We start from the raw sequence: 21,870 nt of genomic DNA, 5'->3' as shown, positions 1-21,870 counted from the left end.
CATAGCCGCCTTTTGGGTCAGTAGTATCTTGCTCAGTAGCATTAATATTATTTAATGGCCTGATTAAGTTTGATGTACCACAACTGGCTATGGCGTTCTTCCGGTTTGTTGGCAATAATTTTATAGCTATAGCCGCTATTGCCATTTTTATCTATCAGGTTGCCTTGTGCGTCAACTGTCAACTCAGTGGCATCTACGCTATTACCTGCCTTGTCACGCGCATCGACACGCAGGCCAAAGTCATTGTCATTGCTAATGGCAAGGGTGTTGGCATCAATTAAGGTCAGGCCTTCCGCTTTTTCCATCAGCCAGCCGTAATCCTTCAAATCCAGCAGATAGGTTTTGCTGGCTGTCTTAACGCCTGCAGCCAGTAACTTGGCAGGATCTTTGAGTTTTTCCAGCTCATCCTCGCCGGATTTCAGGTTGCTGATGTCTGTAGCGTTCTTGATATCAAACACATACAGCTTGTTATGGATTTTATTGTCGGCAAAAGTACCTTGTTCAATGGTCATAAAGCGGCCATTGCCCAATGCCACCAGATCGCCCAGTTTGGCTTTGCCGGCCTTGCCATCCTGCCAGTCCGCCGGAGTAATCGGATAGGCGTAGGTTTTGCTGGTGCGGGTTTGTGGGTCAAATTCCACCAGACGGGTAAACAGGGCGCTGTTTTTGCTGATGTCCAGTGTACTTTGCACAATCGCATATAGCTTGCCATTGTCATAGGCCAGACCTTCACAACCACGGTTTGGCTGGCGCTTGGCAATCAGGGCAGGCAGGCCAGTCCCGGGACCAAATTTTTCGATAATCTTGCCGCTGGACAATTCAACCTTCGCCACAAACGGGCCGTATTCATCACAAATCCAGCCGTGCTTATTGTCGGCATCCAGCGTGATGGCTTCAGTGTCCAGACCATTGGCATCCGTGCCCAGATTGATTTTTAAATCTTCGGATAGGGCTGCTTCGTTGCTGGAACCAATGCTACCAGTTGGCAGAGGCAGACCAGTAATTTTCTTGCCGTTCAGGCTGAGTTCCAGCTGGCTGGCCAGTTTGACGCCATTTTGGTCAACAGTCAGTTTAACCAGTGTAGGGGCAAACTGTGGTGCCGGGAAAACCTTGGTGGCTGTGCCATCTGCCAGCATTGGCGAGTCGGCATTTGGCCCGCGGTCCGTAATGGCATAAAAGGTGGAAACGCCATTTTGTGCGCTCACAAAGCTTAGGCCAGAACCCACAGCCAATGGAAAGCCTTTGGGGAAATATTGCTTAAGACTGGCATTGGTAGCGCTATAAGGCACGTAAACATCAGGAATGACGTGCCGCTCAATACTGCTGACCAGTCCGCTGCCTATGGTTTTGTCATAGCTGATCGTGGCTTTGCCCAGCGCACTGGCCTCACTCACCAGCAGGTGATCCTTGGCCAGTGCTGCGTCCACGACACTGGCTGAAATATTCAATTTGCTCAGCAAACTGCCAAGCTGCTGGGCAAACTGCTCCGGTGCGACAGTAAAATCCAGCGTGCCCGTATTTTTAAGCTGTGCCAGTGTCGTACTGGCAAGTTGAATGGCATTGCTGCTGTCGGCATCCTGATCCAGTGTTTGCAGCAATACTGCACGATTAATACTGCTATTGCTCAGGTTACCTTGTTCGGTAGTCCCGTTATTCAACGTTTTAAGCAGCAACTTGTCGGAAGTAGGTTTGGCCGTACCCAGTGTAATGTCGCCCAGTTTAAAGGTAACGGTTTCGCCAGCTTTATAGTTAAATTTGCCATCACTGCCCGTAACACCCTGCTGCGAGCTGCTGCTATAGCTGAGGCCGCTCACTGCGCTATCAATGAAATAGGCAGTTTGTACTTGGGCTACCGGGGCAGTGCCGTCCTGGTTATCGTTGTCGTCATTACAGGCGGCAAGCGCCAGTGCACTCATGGCAATGATGAGCGATTTATAGTTGAGTTGCATAAAGCAGTTCCAGATGAAAGACTGGCTTAAGCTATAGCGGGCTGATGACAGGCAAGTGACAAAATCATGGCAAAATAAAGACATTCATTAAAGCGGTGGAGTATCGATAAACTTCTGGCTTTATTGAATTTTTAGAAATAGACAAACCAGCCTTGAACTTAAAGTTTTTTAAACAATATCTTCCCGAAACGATAGTTTTTTGCGAATTTCCAGCAGCTGGTTTTTTAATTGCTGGCGAACCTGAATGGAGCCGGATAAATTCAGTTTCTTGCGTAAATACTGTTCGGTGAGCTGCATCACCAGTTCCTGGCACAGGCCGTCCAGCCGTTCAGGCTGCTGCACATAAACACCCATATCTACCGCATCCAGCAAATGACACAGCTTATTGCGTTCCTGTTCATTGGGCCACGCACCCAGCAGAAAATACAGGCACTGTTCCGGGTCGTCCGGCAGTTCTTCATCGGCCTGTTGCATCAGGTATAGCGCACGACCAAAGGCATGATTGGCATCGACCAGCTCAAGTAATCCACTCATCTGGTTAAATAAAGCCGGATATTGCAATAGCAGCAGCAGAGCTTTTTCTTCAAGACTTGAGCTTTGTTCAAACGATAATAATTGCTGCTGTGCCGCTGGTTTTTTGTTCCAGCCTAGCCCTAAACGGTCACGCAGGGATTGTTCCAGCAGTCGCTTAAAACTGCCTTTTGCCGGCAGCAGGGCAGTTAAGGCACGGGCTTCCTGCATCAAGCGACTTTTGCCTTCGGGTGTTTTAATGTCAATTTGCTGTGCCAGACTTTCAAACAAAAAGTCCGACAGCGGTGGGGCCTGTTCAATCCGCCGCCTAATACCGCCCAAGCCTTCCAGCCGAATTAAGGAATCTGGATCATGCTGTTCGGGCAACACCAGAAAGCGCAGTTCACGCCCATCGGTGAGGGCAGGCAGTGCCAGCTCAAGGGTACGCCATGCAGCGCGCTGTCCGGCTGTGTCACCATCAAAGGCCAGCGTGATCTTATTGCTTTGCTTAAACAGGGTATTAAGATGTTCCACATTGGTGGCTGTGCCCAGGGATGCCACTGCACCAGCCAGCCCGGCCTGTTGTAATGCAATCACATCCATATAGCCTTCTACCATCAGCCATTGACCGGCGCGGGCCTTACGGCCTTCATACAGGCCATACAGGATTTCACTTTTATGAAAAATGATTGATTCCGGCGAGTTGATGTATTTTGGCTTGATGTCATCGCTCATGGCGCGGCCACCAAAACCCACCACACGACCTTTACCATCCCGAATGGGAAAAATCACCCGGTCACGCAGCAGGTCATAGGCGCGGCCTTTTTCACTGTCACGAATCAACCCGACGGTTTTTAAGCCTTCAACATCACGGGAAAAATGCTGTTGCAGATGTTGCCAGTCACTTGGCGCATAACCCAGCCGCCAGAATTCACATGCTTTGTCATCCAGCCCACGACTGGTTAAATAGGCCTGTGCTGCACTGTTTTTCGCCAGTTGCTGCTGATAAAACTGGGCCACCTGTTCCAGCAGGTCATATAAATTACCTTCTTTTGATGAAGCATTTGCTATTTCATCATTGGCTATGGCCTGACTGGTGCTGTCATGCCAGATGTCATCCAGCATCAGATGCGCTGTACCATCAACATCTGCAGGAATATCAAAAGGATCACTATCAGAATTATATACAGAAGGATTACCAGCAGGCGTTTTGTTATTTCTGTCCAGGGTATCAGCCTGTGGTTCTACGGGTTTTTTAGCAGCAGGCACAGCTGGCTTGGGCGCTGCACTGCGTTTATAGCTAAACTTGTTATTGTCATCCTGTGAATTTTTGGGCAGCTCAATTCCTGCTTGCTGCGCCAGATCCTTGATCACATCAATAAAATTGCGGTTTTCATATTCCATCAAAAAACCAATGGCATTGCCGTGCGCATGACAGCCAAAGCAATGATAAAAGCCTTTATTGCGATCTACATTAAATGATGGGGACTTTTCCTGATGAAACGGACAACAGGCGGTATAGGTTTTGCCTGATTTTTTGAGTTTAATTCGGCTGCCAATCAGCTCTACCAGATCAATGCGATCCAGTATCTGGTCGATGGTATGTTGTGGAATTGCCATGTTGCCCCCGCTGCACTATTTACCAAAAACAGGCAGTGGGAGCACTATAGCATAAGGTGAATGATCAGTTATGTTTTGCAAGCATTATAGAGTTACGGCGCATTGGATGGTGCAGATTCCGGCTGCTGCTGTGGCGAAGTCAGCTCAGGCAGGCCCAGACCAATGCTGGGAACTGGAGGCTGCTGTACAGCATTATCCAGATCCGGTTGCGGAACATCAGGTTTGATCTGTTCGGATGTCAGTTCATTGCTGGTGGCTGGGGTGGCCGCAGGCGGAACCACCACGGCTGCATTGTCGCGGTTCTGTGGCACAAACGATTGCGCTTCACGGCCAAAAATACCCAAAGTGGCACGGTTAACCCAGGAGGCCTTGCCGCGTGCAGCATTCAAGTCTACGCCATTGCCCTTGATCAGCTTGGGATAATTCAGGCGAATGATTTCAAGGTACTGGTTGGCAGTTTGCTGGTCGCCCAGTTTCTGATAGCCATACACAATAGTGGCCAGTGCTTCAGGGACTTGCGGGGTTTGCGGATAATATTCCAGCACCCAGCGTGCACGTTGTACTGCAGCCAGCCATGCCTGACGTTTCAGGTTGTAGCGTGCCACGTTCATTTCGCTTTCAGCCAGCTCCTGATTGACATATTGCATGCGCTGCGCCGCATCTACCGCATAACGGCTGTTGGGGAAACGCTGTACAAATTCACGCAGGCTGCTATAGGCCAGACGCAGGTAGCTAACATCACGGTGTGACTGGTTCAGGTTGGTGTAGCGCAGCAGGCCGTCATAATGCTGCTCCATATTGGCAACACCGCGAATATAATAGGCATAGTCCAGTTGGGCATTGCTGGGGTATAGACGGATAAAGCGATCCGCCAGCGTCACCACGCCCGGATAATCACCCTGCTTGAAACGGGAATACATCAGGTCTAGCTGGGCCTGTTCAGTATATTCACCGGTGGGATAGTAAGTATCCAGCGCTTCCAGTGATTTGTTGGCTTCGGTGTACTGGCCGCGTTTCAGGCTCTTTTGTGCAGACTCATAATAGGCTTGCTCACTGCGCTGCGGGCCTGCGTCCTTCAGATCATTTTTCTTTTTTGGAAAGCTGCTACAACCCGCCATTCCTCCTGCAATTGCCACGGATAATGACAACATCAACACACTAAAACGGGGCAGCGACATAAATACTCCTCTGGACTTAACGGGCAATACGCTACAATGGGGGCTATTTAACCATTTTTGATGACAGATACCAAATGGCCCATACACAAAATCTACAGCAAACACCAGATTCAAGCATAAATGAGCTGCCTGAGGATGACAATGCGTTATTTGCTGATCTGCAAGAAGACCTGTTTGAGGGAGATCTGGCGTCAAATCAAGCAGCTAGTGCAACCAGAATTTCGCAACAGGCGGTGGTGCCTGATGAGATGCTTGGGCTGCGCTTTGATCAGGTGGCGGCCAGTCTTTTTTCTGAATTCTCGCGTGAACGGCTTAAAAGCTGGTTGCAGGATGGCCAGCTTACCGTTAATGGGCAAAGCGTAAAACCCAAAACCCGTTGTCTGGGCGGCGAAGTACTCAATCTGGAGGTGACTCTGCAAGAGCAGAACACCACTGAGCCTGAGCCAATGGCACTGGATATTGTGTATGAGGATGAGCATATTCTAGTTGTTAACAAACCGGCTGGTCTGGTAGTGCATCCAGGCGCAGGCAACTGGTCAGGCACATTGGTGAATGGCCTGCTGTACCATGATGCCAAGCTGAAGGAACTACCGCGTGCTGGTCTGGTGCACCGCATTGACAAGGACACCAGTGGCCTATTGGTCGTGGCCAAAAATCTGGCAGCCCAGCATCACCTCAGCAAGCAACTGGCCGACAAATCAGTGTACCGGATTTATGATGCAGTGGTGGTGGGACATGTGATTGCTGGCGGTACGGTGGATCAGCCCATCAAGCGCCACCCGGTAGAGCGTACTCGCATGAGTGTACAGCCCGGTGGACGTGCTTCGGTGACCCATTACCGGGTGCTGGAACGCTTTGGCACACATACACTGGTGCAGGCGCAACTGGAAACCGGGCGTACCCATCAAATTCGCGTGCATTTGTCGCATATCGGTTTTCCGCTAGTGGGTGATCCAATGTATGGCAGCCGTCGGCGCTTGCCACAAGGGGCCAGCCAGAATCTGATCAAAACCCTGCAAAATTTCAAGCGGCAGGCATTACACGCCCGCAAACTAGGGCTGGTGCATCCGCATACGGACAAACAAATGCAGTTTGAAGCGCCATGGCCGGATGATTTTAGCCAGCTGGTTCAGGCGCTGCGTGATGAAGGGCATCAAGCTTAATCTGATGAGCATATAAACAAGGTGAAAATGATGGAAAGTCTTGTGCAGCCGGATATGCCGCATGGATTCATTAATGCAACAGGTTTGCCTGCTCAGATACTGGCAGGGCAAACCACCCGGCAGGCATTTAATCCATTACTGCAAAGTGCTGCGCCATTTGATAGCTTTAATCTGGCGCTGCATGTGGGGGATGATGCTGGCACAGTCCAGCAGCAGCGCATTGAGCTGTTAAAGGCATTGCAGCCTTATGGCGCTAAACGTCTGGTATGGCTGGAACAAACCCATAGTACCCGCGTGCATGAAGTCACTGAACAAGCCATGCCGTTTTTGCCCATTAATGCGGATGCTTTTGTGACTCGGCAAACTGGTGTGGCCTGCATGATCATGACTGCAGATTGCCTGCCGATTGTGCTGAGCAATGCAGATGGCACCGAGGTGGGCTGTATTCATGCCGGCTGGCGCGGTTTGCTGGGTGGGATAATTGAAAATACCGTCAATGCCATGCAGTCACCTGCTGTGTTCGCCTGGTTTGGTGCGGCAATTGGGCCATGCAGTTTTGAGGTGGGGCAGGAAGTGTTTGATGCTTTTACCCAGCACCATCCTGATGCTGCCAGTGCTTTTACCAAGCATAAGACGGGTAAATATCTGGCCGATATTTATCAACTGGCCAGCCAGCGTCTGCACCGATTGGGAATCCGGCACATCACTGGTGGCGTACAATGCAGCTATCAGGATTCCACTACGTTTTATTCATACCGGCATACAGCAAGGACAGGCCGCATGGCCACCTTTGTGATGATCCAGAATGCCTGAATGAGTGGGTCAATAAGTTGATAACTACATACAAGCTATCGTGTTGTGTATTGCTGTTTTTATGATGATGTTTTGCATCAGCTTTTGTGGTGAAACCTGCAAACTGTTATGATGTGGCGCCTGAGCTGCATTTTTATGCAGGCCGCTTTTAGGATGTTGAATTGACCCACGCTATTGCTTCTGATCCTGCGCTGACCCCGCCAGCACCCTGCAAACAGGTGTGTATTGTTTATCATAGCCCCTATGGGCACACCGAACGCGTGGCACGTGCCATTGCAGACGGTGCCCGGCAGGTTGCTAATACGCAAGTGCATGTGATGTCGGTAGAGCATGTAGACTGGCATGCACTGGATCATGCGGATGTCATCATTTTTGGTTCACCGACCTATATGGGCAGCGTGACCAGTGGCTTTAAGCTGTTTATGGATGCGACGTCCAAACGCTGGAAAAACCGCTTGTGGGTGGGCAAGCTGGCAGCGGGGTTTGCCAATTCTGGTGGTTTAAGCGGTGACAAGCTGGCGGTGCTACAGCAAATTTGCCTGTTTGCCATGCAGCATGGCATGTTGTGGAGCGGTATTCCGCTCATGCCAACCGGTCACACTGAAAATGACCTGAACCGGCTGTCTGGCTTTTTGGGTTTAATGACCCAGTCTGACAATGCACCCGTTGAAGAAACGCCGCCACAAGGGGATATTGAAACCGCAAAATGGTTTGGCAAATATCTGGCTGAATTAATATAAAAATTACATGACGATTAAAACAATTGATATCCTGACAACATTATTTATTTCTCCCTGTATTATTGGTTTCGTGGTATGGATTGGTTCTTACTTTATTAATTATCAGCCATTTTTCCCTGTATTTGAAGCATGGCCTGGGAATCGGCAGTCTGTATTCTTATTTGAAAATATCTTGATTTGCTCATCTGTTATTAATATAGGGCTCTGGATTAAATTTCTTTATAATCAGCGGGCACAGGTTAGAAACTATTTTAGCAACAAACCGACTTATAAAATTTCTCGAGTCTTCTGGGCATATCTTCTGATATTAGGCTTGTATGTCTTACTAGTTATAGTAATTATGCTGCCTATCCAAACTTGGGATACATCCAGTGATCTTTTTAATAAAATCAATTTTATCCCTACCAGTATGATCATCTCCATCGCATGCACATGGGTTGTGACAATGCATTTTATTGCATTCACCATTGTTTTTGGATTTTTAGTCGAGAGAATGTTTCGGAAAAAGATATAGATAGTTTTAAGCCTGTATAACTATAAATGCCGTTGGATGACATTATTTGTTTTTAGTATGGCGACTTGATGTGTTGTTAAATACGTTGATGCGTCAATACACGCAGTTGATTATTCCAAGAGAATGTAAAATGACCAAAATTGATTCCAGAGAATTTGCCTTACTCATGGCGCTACTGATGTCAGTGGTGTCTTTTTCCATTGATGCCATTTTGCCTGCACTGGGGCAAATTGGTCGTGTGTTTTCGATTGATAATCCCAACCATGTGCAATGGGTCATTACCTGTATCTTTGCGGGCATGACACTCGGACAACTGATTGCCGGGCCGCTATCGGATGCGATTGGCCGCAAGCGAATTTTATTTTCCGGGATTATCATTTATTTAGCGGGCAGCCTGCTGTGCTACTTGACCCACAGTTTTGAATGGTTTTTGCTAGGGCGTTTTATTCAGGGTATTGGCGTGGCTGGGCCGTATGTGGCGACCATTTCCGTGGTGCGCGATAAATACAGCGGCAATGACATGGCGCGGGTGATGTCATTGATCATGATGGTATTTATGGTAGCGCCTGCCATTGCACCCGGCATCGGACAAGTCATCATTTATTTTTCAGGCTGGCGTGAAATTTTCCTGCTCTACATTGTTTATGCGCTGGTAGTGGGAATCTGGATTGCCTTGCGTCTAGAAGAAACCCTGCTGCCAGAACAACGCTTGCCCATGCAAATTAAGGCGTTCCAGCATGGCTTTCAGGAAGTAATTAGTAACCGCACCACCATGAGCTATTTATTGTGCACTGGCCTGTGTTTTGGCGGTTTTATTGGTTATCTGGGCACATCACAACAAATTTTTATGCAGCAGTTTGGTCAGTCCGGCGAAACATTTAGCCTGTGTTTTGCACTGCTGGCCGCCTTGATGGGTGTGGCATCCTTTACCAATGCAAGGCTGGTAGCCAAAATTGGCATGCGTCCGATTTGCATGTATGGCATGTTGTTTATTGCTGTACTGTCTTTTGGCTTTCTCGTGGTGCAGCACAGCGGTATTAAAATTACTTTCTGGATGTTTTTGCTGTATGCCAGTCTGCTGTTCTCAGTATTTGGCTGTCTGTTTGGCAATTTAAATGCCATTGCCATGGAACCCATGGGACATGTCGCAGGTATGGCCTCGGCCATTATTGGAGCATCGGCGTCTGTTCTGTCGCTAATACTGGCGACCATTATTGGCCAGCTTTATAACGGCACCCTAATTCCCATGACCTGGGGCTTTGCCATTTTATGTGGGGCGTCCTTTTTGATTATGCTAAGTGAAAAGCGCTGGTTGCTGAGGCTGCAAGCGAGCGAGGTTCAATAGAGTGACTTAGCAATGGGCACAAGATCAGTAAAATAAAGTGCTAGTCATTAAATAAAACTGCCCCGTAACCAGTACAGGGCAGTTTCAAAAAACGAAATTCTCAAATCAATTAAAAGCGATAGCCTAGTTTTAGGCCCACGGCCAGCGCATGGTTATCTTCGAAATCAGCAACTTCAGTGCCACTGCTTACTTTGGCCGTTGCATCACCCAGCCAGAAATACTTTACCCCGCCAGAGAGTTCAACCTGAGGTGCCGGGCTATAGCGCAAGCCAAGACCAACGTTCCAGTAGCCTTCTGTTGGGCCAAGTGTAGTGACCGGGTTGCCAGCACCGCTGTCCCAGCCCACAGACATATTACCAGCCAGTGTATTGCTTAGCTTGCGACCCACGCCAACATTGGCAGACCACTGGTCATCGGTATAATCAACCAGATTAAATCCACCGGTTGATGGCGAAGCTGCGGTGGCAACAGCGCCAAACAGGGCAGGCCTGATGGCAAAACCTGACCATTCTACCCAGCGCAAGTTAGCAAAGGCCACTGTATCTGCCATCACACCGGTCTGGAAATCCAGATTGACAGACTGAGGCGTGGTCACCTTGCTGGCTTGTTCAAGGCTGGAAGGTGCAAGGGCATTTAATGCAGCAAGACGTGCCTGTTGTGTGACTAAACCTGTACGTGTTGCAGTTAAAGACTGTTGCTGGGCGAGTAATGCAGCTTTACGGGTATCAGTGTCCGGAAGCGCAGCCAGTTGAGCCAGACCGGCATTAATTTGAGACAAACCTGCATCAACCTGTCCTAAGCCATTGGTAACTGCCGTCAACAGATTGCCAATTTGCAGGGATTCCTGCGTGGACGCATTGTGCTCAATTTCTGAACGATAGGTTAAAGAAGCTTTTAGCGCAATTTCAGGAATTTCATAGGCCATGCCGGCTACCCAGCCAAAGGCACTGTCTTTGTCGCCAGTTGAGCTGTAACCGTTATAGACACTGTAGGCTGTCCCGCGCAAGTCTACCTCGGCTTTTTCAATTTCCTGATAGGCCACGCCGCCATATACCTTGAAATGATCAATCGGTTCATAACCAAACAGCGTGGTAAGGTTGCGTGTTTTTAAGTCAGATGAGGTATTGCCAAACGTTCCTGTGCTGCCATTTGCCGTAAAGTTATTACTACCACGATAGGTTGCCCGTGCGCCAAATGGCTCATCATAAATCATGCCGAATGAGAGTTTTTCGGTAGGCTGTAGTTTAATGGCTGCGCTACCAAAGGTGTAGCTTTCACCAATGTCAGCAATACCATTACCCGAACGATCCTTTCCTTCAACAGTTGGATACAGGGAAGATACGCCAATTTCTGCATAGTTGCCGGGCTGTAAAAAAGCTGAAATGGACTGACCAGAACGGTCCAGTGCCGCAGCAAATACACTGGTGGCAGGGAGAGCAGCAGTGGCAATAGCTACCACAAGAGTTTTCATTTTCATTTGGTTCCGTCCATGATTAAAGATGGCTAAAAGCGGGACTTATAAATAACTCATAATGGCACTGCTTTTAGCATCTACATCCAGTAGATAAATTCCTTTCAAGGCTTAAAACAGATCTTATGGCAATCCATTCTAAGCGCGCTGTTTGCAATAGCGCTATCTCACTATATTTTCATTTCTTGAGGCTTGTCAATGTGATTGTTTGTAGCCTAAGGTCGAATAGTCAAGTACGAAATTGACTACTCTAGGCCTAAGATATTGAGTAAAGCGATGGTTTAAAGAAATGACTGGCGAGTAAACTTTTAATAAAGTGATTCAAGTATAATTTCTTAAGCAAGACTTAAAGCTGTTTGGTAATCCAATCCTGCTGCCAAACAGTGATAAAGCTTGCTGAACCGCCTTCGGGCGGTTCTTTACTTTGTAAAACAAGAGAATAATAACTAAAACAATTTGAGAGCATTTAGCCTTTAATGTTCAGTAGTCCAGTTACTGCTTAATGTGAATTTATCATGTCAAGCCTCACAGCAAGTGAATCTAAAGCCATTTAACACTCTACCTCTTCGTTAGAGATATTAGGTTTTTCAAGTTGGCAAAGGAATTGCAGTAAGCATTACAACAGAATTTCAACTCCAGATTTTGCAGGCTTGGGCACATTGAAAGCAATGATTACAGTGATTTTAATTGGGGCCGGACTTTATTTTAGTTCTGGGTTTGGTATAGGCAAGGCCGTAGATATGTCTGCAAGAAACAGCAATTATCAGCAAAATGTTGATGAAAGTTCACACTAACTGTCATTTTTGGTCGAATAAATACTATTTTTTGATCATTAAATGAGCGTTTTCTGCTGTTCTAGATACGTGCCACTTAAAGTTACGCCTAATGAGAGAGCTTGGCTAGGTCAATTCATGAAACAGGGGTTTACCGCTTAATGCCATAGTCACTTGCAATAACAGGTCTTTGCTGTTTTCCTCGCTAAGTCCCTTGATGGCAGCATCGGTGCGCTGAAGCAAAGCAGGCCATTGCATGAGCTGTTTGCCAGAAATACGTTTAAGTGCTTGCTGATAATGCCGGGTTTTGTTTGGCCAAATTCCCAGTTTCTGGTATTGACCCGGTTGCTCAAAGAGTTGCATGAGTAAGCGCATTTCGCGGGACAGTGCCCATAAAATCAGGCTGTCGGCTTCTCCGGATTCCAGCAAAAAGCCAAGAATCTTAACGGCCTGTAATGCATTGCCCTGCAAGGCAGCATCAGCCAGATCAAAGCTGCTAAAGCGTGATTGTTCTGTCAGGCCTGCTTGTAACTCTTCAAGGCCAATCACGTGGTCAGACTGATGTAAATCACTTAGGCGTAACAGGCTTTGCTGTGCGGCAAACAGATTATTTTCAGTCTGGGCCAATAGCAATTCCCAGGCATCACGTGCCAGTTGAACGTCAAGCTTACGTGCTTCATCCTGTAAAATGGCCAGACGTTCATGCATGTTTTGCAGGCTAAGCTGAACCACAACGCTATTAGCCTCAATGCTTTGATAAAATTTGGTTTTTTGCGCCGCCTGATCCTGCCTTGGCATGATAATAACCAGTGTATTATCTGCGGGTGACTGAATGAATTGCTGGAGTTGATCTAGCCCTGCGGCATCCGGCTTGATATTGCCATGTGCTTCGATGGCCAGTTTTTCAGAAAATAATGACAGACTATTTAACGAATTAAAGACATCACGCCAGTCGTTAACAGTATTGATTTCAAAGCGTTGGCGTTCAATGTGCTGGGATTGCCAGTGTTGGCGCAGGGCATTCAGCAGGTTTTGCTCAAGCAATGGCTCATTACCGTGCAAGAGCCAGACGCCACTGGCTTGGGCAACTCGTCCCATCGCACCCCGATAATCCAGCCGCATAATAAACTAAGGCGCAGTTGTTTTATCATTAGCAGTGGCGTACTGCATACGGCCTGCATGCAACTGGCGCGCAATCTGCATGGCGGCATCCAGATTCATTTCTTCAATCAGGTGGGCTTCTTCCTGATTTTCAGTATTTACTGTTGCAATATCATATTGATAACTGCGGCGGGAATACACACTGTAGTCAATGGTGAGTGGCTCACCCAGACTGCTTTCAATATGATAAGTAATGGCCAGACGCAGCTGAACTTCGGTCAGGCGGCCACTGAGGAGCTGACGGGTTTGCTGATAATCGGTAATCTTGATAATCGGCGCACTTTTGTCCTGATTGACCATGGCACCCAGTGATTGCAGGTAAACCACCAAAGGCTCACGCAGGGCTTCGGCCTGTTTGGGTAAATCCACCTGAACATTTTTATAAGCCACAGGAATGGCAGCAGTCTGGGTACCACGCAAGTGAAAACCACAACCATACATGCTTACGGCTGCTAACCCCAAAGCCAGACTTAAACTCAAATGGCGCAAGGTTATTCCTGTCAGGATTCGTGGTTGTTTCATGCCTGCTGTTCCCATATAAAACTTATAGCCGGTTTATAGTCGATCAAAGTAAATCCTGTGGCTTATACCACAAGATTTACTAGCTTGTTTTTAACCACAATTTCTTTCTTGGTGGGGCCAGTCAAAAACTGCTGAACTTCTGGCAGGGCCTTGGCCAATGCTTTAAGCTCATCATCACTGGTATCCAGGCCCACTTCCAGCTTGCCACGTAGTTTGCCGTTCACCTGTACCACAATGGTCTGGGTATTGCGGGTGAGTGCAGAGGCATCCACTTCTGGAAAACGGGCGTTGACCAGATCAATATCAAGCTGTGCCAGCAAAGCCTGACTCAAGTGTGGCGCAAACGGTGCCAGCAACAACAGCAGATTGGTAATGGCTTCACGTTCGGCAGCGTAATCGCTGTCATCCTTGGCTTCAAACTTGGCAATACTGTTGAGCAACTCCATCAGTGCAGCAATGGCAGTATTGAAGGACTGACGACGCTCAATATCATCACCCACTTTCTGGATGGTTTCATGCAGCTTGCGACGCAGTTCCTGAGCCGTAGTACCCAGTGTTGTCGTTTGCAAAGGTGCCAGAATAGTCGGGGTATTTTCCAGATGTAACTGCGTCTGACGCCATACCCGTTTCAAGAAGCGATGCGAGCCTTCAACACCGGCATCTGACCACTCCAGTGATTGATCAGGTGGTGCAGCAAACATCATGAATACACGTGCAGTGTCAGCGCCAAAACGGTCAATAATGGCTTGTGGATCAACACCATTATTTTTGGATTTGGACATTTTTTCCATGCCGCCAATATTGACGGGCTGCCCATCGCCTTTATAACGTGCTGCCAGAATCCGGCTTTTATCGTCTTTATCCAGTTCCACATCTGCTGGGTTAAACCAGATTTTCTTGCCGCTGGCATCTTCACGATAAAAGGTATCTGCCAGCACCATGCCTTGCGTAAGCAGGCGGGTGAATGGCTCATTACCCTGAACGACGCCTTCATCACGCATGAGTTTATGGAAGAAGCGGGCATACAATAAATGCAAAATGGCATGTTCCACGCCGCCAATATACTGATTGACTGGCAGCCAGCTTTGCGCAGCTTCTGGTTTTACCATGCCACCGACATAATCCGGTGAGGCATAGCGGGCATAGTACCAACTGGATTCCACAAAGGTATCCAGAGTGTCGGTTTCACGTTTGGCTGCTGCGCCACAACTAGGGCAAGTGGTTTGATAAAATTCAGGCATCTTGGCCAGCGGATTGCCCGACCCATCCGGTACAACGTCAGTGGGCAGTACCACAGGCAGTTGTTCTTCCGGGACAGGCACTTGTCCACATGATTCACAGTTAATCATGGGAATCGGACAGCCCCAGTAGCGCTGACGCGACACACCCCAGTCACGCAGACGAAACTGCACTTTTGATTTAGCCAGGCCTTGTGGTTCTAATTTAGCCAGAAATGCATCAAAGGCACCCTGATAGCTTAAGCCATCAAATTCACCGGACTGAACCAGCTTGCCATCTTTGCTACCGTACCATTCCTGCCAAGTCTGATTGTTATAATCATTAGTATCGGCAACTTGAATTACTTGCTTGATTGGCAACTGGTATTTATTGGCAAATTCAAAATCACGGTCATCGTGCGCAGGTACGGCCATCACTGCACCAGAGCCATAGCTCATCAGTACGTAATTGCCCACCCATACTGGAACCTGCTCACCAGTCAGCGGATGTTTGACAAACAGCCCGGTTGGCATGCCTTTTTTCTCAGCAGTTGCCACATCAGCTTCAGCCACTGAACCCATACGGCATTCTTCAATAAATGCTTTGAGTTCAGGATTATTTTCACTGGCTTTCAGGGCAAGCGGATGCTCGGCTGCAACCGCCACATAGGTCACACCCATCAAGGTATCAGGACGGGTGGTAAATACGGTTAAGCCCTCGGCATAAACATCCGGATTTGCAGACGGGAAGGTAATATCCATGCCTTGCGAGCGGCCAATCCAGTTACGCTGCATGGTCAGCACTTGTTGCGGCCAGCCTTCAGCTAACTGATCCAGATCATCCAGCAATTCCTGTGCATAATCAGTAATGCGGAAGTAATACATGGGAATGTCGCGCTTTTCCACTAGCGCACCAGAGCGCCAGCCACGGCCATCAATCACCTGTTCATTGGCCAGTACGGTTTGATCCACCGGGTCCCAGTTTACCGTCGACAGCTTTCGGTAAATCAGGCCTTTTTTATACAGACGGACAAACAGCCACTGTTCCCAGCGATAATATTCTGGCGTACAGGTCGCAAGTTCACGATTCCAGTCAATCGACAGTCCTAGACTTTTGAGCTGCTTACGCATGTAGTCAATATTTTCAAAGGTCCACTTGGCCGGAGCGACCTGATGAGCAATGGCCGCATTTTCAGCAGGCAGGCCAAAAGCATCCCAACCCATCGGTTGCAGCACTGTTTCGCCTTTTAAGCGGTAATAACGACTAATCACATCGCCAATGGTGTAGTTACGCACATGGCCCATGTGCAGCTTGCCACTCGGATAGGGAAACATGGACAGCACGTAACGACGCGGGCTGCCAGTTTCGTTAGCCACTGCAAAACTTTGACGTGATTCCCAGTCAGCCTGGACAGCTGGTTCGATTTGGGCAAATTGATATTCAGAACTTTGAGTATTGGATGTTGTCATAACCACAAAACAGGCAATCATAAAAACTTGAGCGCAAGCATAGCCTAAAAATGCAAAATGCGCGCGCTTTCGTCAACAACATCGTTATTTTTTACCAACTTTTTAAATGGATGCTAGCCTGTTAAAAAGTATTGCAGCAGCCAGCCTGTATTTATAAACAGCTATTTGCATCCATTGGCAATATTCTGCTGGTAGGTCTGGATTTGTGAAGCACGGCGTTCTTCAGTCATATATGCCCGTTCCCCACCCGCATCTTTTTCATAGAGACGACGTCCAGTTTGCAGCAACGCTAGATTGTCCTGCATGGCTTTACAGTCACTCGCACTGAGCTTCGGTGCTGGCTTGCTCGCAGTTGCTTTGTTATCAGTGTTGGCCGCAGTGGTTCCTGTGGCTGCTTTTTGACCATTAACAGCCGGCGCAGGTGCTGGCCGTTCCTTGATATTGACTGCTTGAGCATAGCGTGCAGGCGGCGGGGTCTGCGTATAATGCAGCCTGCCTTTTTCATCCTTCCATTTATACACTTGCTGGGCTTGTATCGTCGTAGCCAGCAGAGTGGTAATACTAATCAATAATCCAATTTTGAGTGTTTGAGTAATTGCAGGCATGGTCATCTACTTATGGATTCACTGATAAACTAAATTTTCCCTCAATCCATTAACGTTCGCTAAACGCTGGTCTGGTTTGATCCTGTGTTGGAACAATCAGGCGGTTGGCTGGTGGCGGGGTAATGGGAGTAATGACGGGTTGAGGTTGTGAGGCTGTAGTGGCCTGAGGAGCTTGTTGCTGACCATTAGTATTGGGAACAGATCCATTGGTGGCAGCATTGGCCAACTGGTTGGCATCCATAACACTGGTCGCGTTGCCACTATTTGAATTGCTATTTGCAGTGCCAGTATTTGCATTATTGGTACTGGTTTCAGTATTGGCAGGAGCTACCGGGGTTGGCGGAGCCTGATCATCAATATAGACTTTTTTGGCAGACTTGGCGCTATTTTTACCGGGTGGCGTCTGGGTATAGTGCGTAGAGCCGGCTTTATCAACCCACTTGTAAAAAGTTTCTGCACTGGCGGATTGCGCCAAGACCAGTGTACTTAAACTTGCAGCGAATAAAAGGCCACGTGATAAGCTATAAATCAAACCAGTGGACGATAATCTTAAAGGTCTAAATGCTGGACTATTTTTTAACATACGATGGAACTCCCTACCACATCGCAATAATTTAGTGCAAAGTAGCTAAATTCGGTTTGTTTCGCAAGTAATATTACTATATGTGGTAGCAGGTCTAGGCTCTACGGCGTTCTCGTAAAGAGAGCCATTTTTAATCACTAAAAACTTGCGGCAATCCTGCAAGAAAATTGCAGGTTTTCCTTGACATCACTGGCTTAAAATAAAACAATAGCTCTCTTTTTAAATTTGAACGATTTGTGCCGATCACCCTTCGGCGGCAGACGTTTTGCTTTGGTAGACATCAGACCCCACTCGGGTGTGTTTGGCTCATAGCAGGTACTTTACCATCCCAAAAAGTACCTGACGCGGTACAGCAGTCACAATAAATGCTGTAAAAAGGTTTTCCGTCATCTTCCTACCAAAGTCGCAGTGGTATTTTGTCGTATTGACTGTTTAGTTGAGTCGGTATGGCGTTGTGTCAAATTCAAGGATTAGTGATTCCTTTCATTAGTCAGCATACAGGGTGAGTCATTTTGGAACTTTTATCTGGTGGAGAAATGCTCATTCGCGCGTTAGCGGATGAGGGTGTTGAGCACGTTTTCGGGTATCCGGGCGGCGCCGTTTTACATATTTATGATGCCTTGTTTCAACAGGACAAAGTGCAGCATGTGCTGGTGCGCCACGAGCAGGCAGCAGGGCACATGGCCGATGCCTATTCCCGTTCTACAGGTAAAACTGGCGTGGTACTGGTTACAAGTGGCCCCGGTGCAACCAACACTGTCACACCAATTGCAACAGCCTATATGGATTCCATTCCGATGGTCATCATTTCTGGTCAGGTGGCAACCCATCTGATTGGTGAAGATGCCTTTCAGGAAACTGACATGGTGGGTATTTCCCGTCCTATCGTGAAGCACAGTTTTCAGGTGCGTCATGCCAGTGAAATCCCGGCAATCATCAAAAAAGCATTTTATATTGCAGCCAGTGGCCGGCCTGGCCCGGTTGTTGTGGACATTCCTAAGGATGCCACCAACCCGGCTGAAAAATTTGCCTATGAATATCCAGAGAAGGTCAAGCTGCGTTCCTATCAGCCGCCTGCGCGTGGACATTCTGGCCAGATTCGCAAAGCCATTGATGAACTGGTAGTTGCCAAGCGTCCGGTTATTTACAGTGGTGGTGGTGTCATTCAGGGCAATGCAGCCAGCCTGTTGACCGAGCTTGGTCATCGTCTGGGCTTCCCAGTTACCAATACACTCATGGGTCTGGGCGGCTTTCCCGGTTCTGACCCGCAGTTTATTGGCATGCTGGGGATGCATGGCACTTATGAAGCCAACATGGCCATGCACCATGCCGATTTAATTTTGTGCGTTGGCGCGCGTTTTGATGACCGCGTCACCAATAATCCGGCCAAATTCTGCCCGGATGCCAAAGTTATTCATATTGATATTGATCCGGCAACCATTTCCAAAACCATTATCGCGCATATTCCAATCGTTGGTGCGGTTGAGCCGGTACTGGCAGAAATGCTGGCCCAGCTTAAGCAAATGGGCATTGAAAAGCCAAACAGTGCAGCTATTGACCAGTGGTGGGTACAAATCAATGAATGGCGCAAGCGTCATGGCCTGCGTTACGAGCCTGCCAGTCCGGGTGAAATGAAGCCGCAGGAAGTGGTTGAAGCGCTCTACAAGATCACTGACGGCAAAGCCATCATTACGTCTGACGTGGGTCAGCACCAGATGTTTGGCGCGTTATATTACAAGTATGACGAACCACGCCAGTGGATCAATTCCGGTGGCCTTGGCACCATGGGTGTGGGCTTGCCTTATGCAATGGCATGCAAGCTGGCTTTTCCAGAAAAGCAGGTGGTTTGTATTACTGGTGAAGCCTCAATTCAGATGTGTATTCAGGAATTGTCCACCTGTACCCAATATGGCATTTCAGTGAAAATCCTGTGCCTGAACAACCGTGCATTGGGCATGGTGAAACAGTGGCAGGACATGAACTATGAAGGCCGTCATTCCAGCTCCTATATGGAATCACTGCCAGATTTCACCAAGCTGATGGAATCCTATGGTCATGTCGGCATTCAGATCAATCATCAGGATGAGCTGGAAAGCAAACTGGCGGAAGCAATGGCCATCAACGATAAATGCGTATTTATCAATGTGATGGTTGATCCAAAAGAACACGTTTACCCAATGCAGATTGCGGGTCAGTCCATGCGTGACATGTGGTTAGCAAAAGGAGAGCGGACATGAACCGCCACATCATTTCCGTACTTGTTGAAAACGAAGCCGGAGCATTGTCACGTTTAGTGGGCTTGTTTAGCCAGCGCGGCTATAACATCGAAACATTAAATGTTGCGCCGACTGAAGATGAAACCCTGTCGCGCCTGACCCTAACCACCTATGGCGATGAGCACAAGATTGAGCAAATCACCAAGCAACTGAACAAGCTGATTGAAGTGGTTAAGGTGGTTGATCTGTCAGAAGGTGCGCATATTGAGCGTGAACTCATGCTGATCAAGCTTAAGGCATTGGGCGCTGCACGCGCAGAAATTAAGCGGACTGCTGATATTTTCCGTGCACAGATTGTTGATGTAACGCCAACAACTTACACGATCCAAATTGCTGGTACCACTGACAAGCTGGATGGCTTTATTGAAGCGCTCTCTGAAAACACCATTCTGGAAGTGGTTCGTTCCGGTGTGTCAGGCATTGCACGCGGTGAAAAAGTTTTAACCGTTTAAGTTTTAAGACCACTCCAGCTTTTGTTTAATTTATTAAAGGGCTGGAGCAGGTGATACCCAATATTTATTTTCAAAGTTTTACTCGGAGACCTCACATGCAAGTTTTTTACGATAAAGACGCCGATCTTTCGATCATTCAGGGCAAAAAAGTTTCAATCATTGGTTATGGTTCTCAAGGCCATGCTCACGCTTTAAACCTGAAAGATTCAGGCGTAGACGTTACTGTCGGTTTACGTAAAAACTCTCCATCATGGAAAAAAGCAGAAAACTCCGGCCTGCAGGTTGCTGAAGTGGCGGATGCGGTTAAATCTGCTGACGTGGTTATGATTCTGACGCCAGATGAATTCCAGTCCAAACTGTACCGTGACGAGATTGAGCCAAACATCAAGCAAGGCGCGACTCTGGCGTTTGCTCATGGTTTTGCCATTCACTACAATCAGGTTGTGCCACGTAAAGACCTGGACGTGATCATGATTGCGCCTAAAGCCCCAGGCCACACCGTACGTTCTGAATACCAGCGTGGTTCAGGTGTACCTGACCTGATTGCGATTTATCAGGATGCTTCCGGCAATGCGCGTAATCTGGCACTGTCTTATGCGTCAGGTGTTGGCGGTGGCCGTACCGGTATCATCGAAACCACTTTCCGTGAAGAAACCGAAACTGACCTGTTTGGCGAGCAAGCCGTACTTTGCGGTGGCGCGGTTGAACTGGTTAAAATGGGCTTTGAAACACTGGTTGAAGCTGGCTATGCCCCAGAAATGGCTTATTTCGAGTGTCTGCATGAGCTGAAACTGATTGTTGACCTGATGTTCGAAGGCGGTATTGCCGACATGAACTATTCCATTTCCAATAATGCGGAATATGGCGAATATGTGACTGGCCCGGAAGTGATCAACGAACAATCTCGTGAAGCCATGCGCAATGCATTAAAACGCATTCAGTCTGGTGAATATGCCAAGATGTTTATTTCTGAAGGCAGCCTGAACTATCCATCCATGACTGCACGCCGTCGTCTGAACGCTGCACATGGTATTGAAGTAACTGGTAGCAAGCTGCGTGCGATGATGCCATGGATTCAAGCGAATAAGATCATTGATAAAGAAAAGAATTAATTTTCTACTGGCTTGCGTGCCTTGCGCTCGGGCAGAGCAGTGCTCTGCTAATCCTCGCTCATACCTTGGATTCAAGCCAACAAGATCATCGATAAAGAGAAAAACTAAGGGTTAATCCTTTCGTTTTACTTGATGTTGTACAAAGCCCCTGCTAGTAATAGCGGGGGTTTTGTTTTTCTTGAAAAGCTTAGTAATATTCATGTTAATGATGTTTAAATATTTCTATTTGTATAGATTGACGGGGTTAGTAAGTGGCAAAATTTTTAAATACTAGGGCGTGTCCTCATTTGGCTTTACACCAAATCAACATGCAAGCAATGTAAATCATAGACTGATAATTTCGTGCAAGCTTATCAAATCGGGTTGCAATAGCACGGAAATGTTTTAGTCTCGCAA

16 protein-coding genes and 1 pseudogene are annotated in these 21,870 nt (G+C 47.8%); 7 read left to right on the top strand and 10 right to left on the bottom strand.

The annotated features are described in order from the left end of the window. Positions 1-47: 47 nt before the first annotated feature. The 3 genes from E2B99_RS03715 to E2B99_RS03705 all read right to left on the bottom strand — a co-directional run bounded on the left by E2B99_RS03715 (position 48) and on the right by E2B99_RS03705 (position 5,257). Positions 48-1,949 carry an esterase-like activity of phytase family protein gene (locus E2B99_RS03715; protein ID WP_166738983.1) on the bottom strand — a complete coding sequence of 634 codons (1,902 nt, stop codon included), beginning with the start codon at positions 1,947-1,949 and terminating at the stop codon, positions 48-50. Between the two features lie 168 nt (positions 1,950-2,117). Beyond that, a complete protein-coding gene (locus E2B99_RS03710) occupies positions 2,118-4,079 on the bottom strand; it encodes a DNA primase (RefSeq protein WP_134243639.1) in 1,962 nt (653 codons plus the stop codon). A gap of 92 nt (positions 4,080-4,171) precedes the next feature. Further along, positions 4,172-5,257 carry an outer membrane protein assembly factor BamD gene (locus E2B99_RS03705; protein ID WP_134243638.1) on the bottom strand — a complete coding sequence of 362 codons (1,086 nt, stop codon included), beginning with the start codon at positions 5,255-5,257 and terminating at the stop codon, positions 4,172-4,174. A 74-nt stretch (positions 5,258-5,331) separates the two neighbouring features. On the opposite strand from E2B99_RS03705, the gene rluD reads away from it, so the two are divergent. The 4 genes from rluD to E2B99_RS03685 all read left to right on the top strand — a co-directional run bounded on the left by rluD (position 5,332) and on the right by E2B99_RS03685 (position 9,832). Further along, positions 5,332-6,420: a 23S rRNA pseudouridine(1911/1915/1917) synthase RluD gene (gene rluD, locus E2B99_RS03700; protein ID WP_134243637.1), complete on the top strand. Its 1,089-nt coding sequence runs from the start codon at positions 5,332-5,334 to the stop codon at positions 6,418-6,420. Positions 6,421-6,447: 27 nt separating this feature from the next. Then, the gene (pgeF, locus tag E2B99_RS03695) at positions 6,448-7,233 is read left to right on the top strand and encodes a peptidoglycan editing factor PgeF (protein ID WP_240687718.1); all 786 of its coding nucleotides are present in this window, start codon (positions 6,448-6,450) and stop codon (positions 7,231-7,233) included. Between the two features lie 191 nt (positions 7,234-7,424). After that, positions 7,425-7,973: a flavodoxin family protein gene (locus E2B99_RS03690; protein ID WP_134243678.1), complete on the top strand. Its 549-nt coding sequence runs from the start codon at positions 7,425-7,427 to the stop codon at positions 7,971-7,973. A gap of 644 nt (positions 7,974-8,617) precedes the next feature. Next, positions 8,618-9,832 (top strand): multidrug effflux MFS transporter, encoded by a 1,215-nt coding sequence (locus E2B99_RS03685; protein WP_134243636.1) that lies wholly within the window; start codon positions 8,618-8,620, stop codon positions 9,830-9,832. Positions 9,833-9,941: 109 nt separating this feature from the next. Here the strand turns inward: E2B99_RS03685 and E2B99_RS03680 are convergent, their stop codons facing one another. The 6 genes from E2B99_RS03680 to E2B99_RS03655 all read right to left on the bottom strand — a co-directional run bounded on the left by E2B99_RS03680 (position 9,942) and on the right by E2B99_RS03655 (position 17,634). Then, a complete protein-coding gene (locus E2B99_RS03680) occupies positions 9,942-11,309 on the bottom strand; it encodes an outer membrane beta-barrel protein (RefSeq protein ID WP_134243635.1) in 1,368 nt (455 codons plus the stop codon). Between the two features lie 893 nt (positions 11,310-12,202). Further along, positions 12,203-13,198 (bottom strand): DNA polymerase III subunit delta, encoded by a 996-nt coding sequence (gene holA, locus E2B99_RS03675; protein ID WP_134243634.1) that lies wholly within the window; start codon positions 13,196-13,198, stop codon positions 12,203-12,205. Positions 13,199-13,204: 6 nt separating this feature from the next. Then, the gene (gene lptE / locus E2B99_RS03670; protein ID WP_166738982.1) at positions 13,205-13,759 is read right to left on the bottom strand and encodes an LPS assembly lipoprotein LptE; all 555 of its coding nucleotides are present in this window, start codon (positions 13,757-13,759) and stop codon (positions 13,205-13,207) included. 62 nt (positions 13,760-13,821) lie between these two features. Beyond that, entirely contained in the window at positions 13,822-16,446 is a 2,625-nt protein-coding gene (gene leuS / locus E2B99_RS03665; RefSeq protein ID WP_134243632.1) for a leucine--tRNA ligase, read from the bottom strand. Between the two features lie 161 nt (positions 16,447-16,607). Continuing rightward, entirely contained in the window at positions 16,608-17,051 is a 444-nt protein-coding gene (locus tag E2B99_RS03660; protein ID WP_166738981.1) for a DUF4124 domain-containing protein, read from the bottom strand. A gap of 49 nt (positions 17,052-17,100) precedes the next feature. Further along, a complete protein-coding gene (locus E2B99_RS03655) occupies positions 17,101-17,634 on the bottom strand; it encodes a DUF4124 domain-containing protein (RefSeq protein ID WP_134243630.1) in 534 nt (177 codons plus the stop codon). Positions 17,635-18,146: 512 nt separating this feature from the next. Between E2B99_RS03655 and E2B99_RS03650 the strand changes: the two genes are divergently transcribed. The 3 genes from E2B99_RS03650 to ilvC all read left to right on the top strand — a co-directional run bounded on the left by E2B99_RS03650 (position 18,147) and on the right by ilvC (position 21,474). Beyond that, positions 18,147-19,871 (top strand): acetolactate synthase 3 large subunit, encoded by a 1,725-nt coding sequence (locus E2B99_RS03650; RefSeq protein ID WP_134243629.1) that lies wholly within the window; start codon positions 18,147-18,149, stop codon positions 19,869-19,871. Further along, positions 19,868-20,362, top strand: a complete 495-nt coding sequence (ilvN, locus tag E2B99_RS03645; protein WP_034279131.1) for an acetolactate synthase small subunit — start codon at positions 19,868-19,870, stop codon at positions 20,360-20,362. Before E2B99_RS03650 ends, ilvN begins: the two co-directional genes overlap by 4 nt. A 95-nt stretch (positions 20,363-20,457) precedes the next feature. Further along, positions 20,458-21,474, top strand: a complete 1,017-nt coding sequence (ilvC, locus tag E2B99_RS03640) for a ketol-acid reductoisomerase (RefSeq protein WP_134243628.1) — start codon at positions 20,458-20,460, stop codon at positions 21,472-21,474. Between the two features lie 283 nt (positions 21,475-21,757). Here the strand turns inward: ilvC and E2B99_RS14830 are convergent. Beyond that, positions 21,758-21,870: pseudogene (locus tag E2B99_RS14830) on the bottom strand (IS5/IS1182 family transposase); the annotation flags it as partial.

The organism is Alkanindiges illinoisensis, assembly GCF_004377485.1.
In the GTDB taxonomy this organism is placed as follows: domain Bacteria; phylum Pseudomonadota; class Gammaproteobacteria; order Pseudomonadales; family Moraxellaceae; genus Alkanindiges; species Alkanindiges illinoisensis_A.
This window is presented reverse-complemented; position numbering and strand designations above follow the sequence as displayed.

Excerpts from the sequence above, each read along its gene's own strand:
- E2B99_RS03715 (WP_166738983.1), bottom strand. The coding sequence starts at position 1,949 with ATGCAACTCAACTATAAATCGCTCATCATTGCCATGAGTGCACTGGCG.
- E2B99_RS03710 (WP_134243639.1), bottom strand. The coding sequence starts at position 4,079 with ATGGCAATTCCACAACATACCATCGACCAGATACTGGATCGCATTGAT.
- E2B99_RS03705 (WP_134243638.1), bottom strand. The coding sequence starts at position 5,257 with ATGTCGCTGCCCCGTTTTAGTGTGTTGATGTTGTCATTATCCGTGGCA.
- rluD (WP_134243637.1), top strand. The coding sequence starts at position 5,332 with ATGGCCCATACACAAAATCTACAGCAAACACCAGATTCAAGCATAAAT.
- pgeF (WP_240687718.1), top strand. The coding sequence starts at position 6,448 with ATGATGGAAAGTCTTGTGCAGCCGGATATGCCGCATGGATTCATTAAT.
- E2B99_RS03685 (WP_134243636.1), top strand. The coding sequence starts at position 8,618 with ATGACCAAAATTGATTCCAGAGAATTTGCCTTACTCATGGCGCTACTG.
- E2B99_RS03680 (WP_134243635.1), bottom strand. The coding sequence starts at position 11,309 with ATGAAAATGAAAACTCTTGTGGTAGCTATTGCCACTGCTGCTCTCCCT.
- holA (WP_134243634.1), bottom strand. The coding sequence starts at position 13,198 with ATGCGGCTGGATTATCGGGGTGCGATGGGACGAGTTGCCCAAGCCAGT.
- lptE (WP_166738982.1), bottom strand. The coding sequence starts at position 13,759 with ATGAAACAACCACGAATCCTGACAGGAATAACCTTGCGCCATTTGAGT.
- leuS (WP_134243632.1), bottom strand. The coding sequence starts at position 16,446 with ATGACAACATCCAATACTCAAAGTTCTGAATATCAATTTGCCCAAATC.
- E2B99_RS03660 (WP_166738981.1), bottom strand. The coding sequence starts at position 17,051 with ATGCCTGCAATTACTCAAACACTCAAAATTGGATTATTGATTAGTATT.
- E2B99_RS03655 (WP_134243630.1), bottom strand. The coding sequence starts at position 17,634 with ATGTTAAAAAATAGTCCAGCATTTAGACCTTTAAGATTATCGTCCACT.
- ilvN (WP_034279131.1), top strand. The coding sequence starts at position 19,868 with ATGAACCGCCACATCATTTCCGTACTTGTTGAAAACGAAGCCGGAGCA.
- ilvC (WP_134243628.1), top strand. The coding sequence starts at position 20,458 with ATGCAAGTTTTTTACGATAAAGACGCCGATCTTTCGATCATTCAGGGC.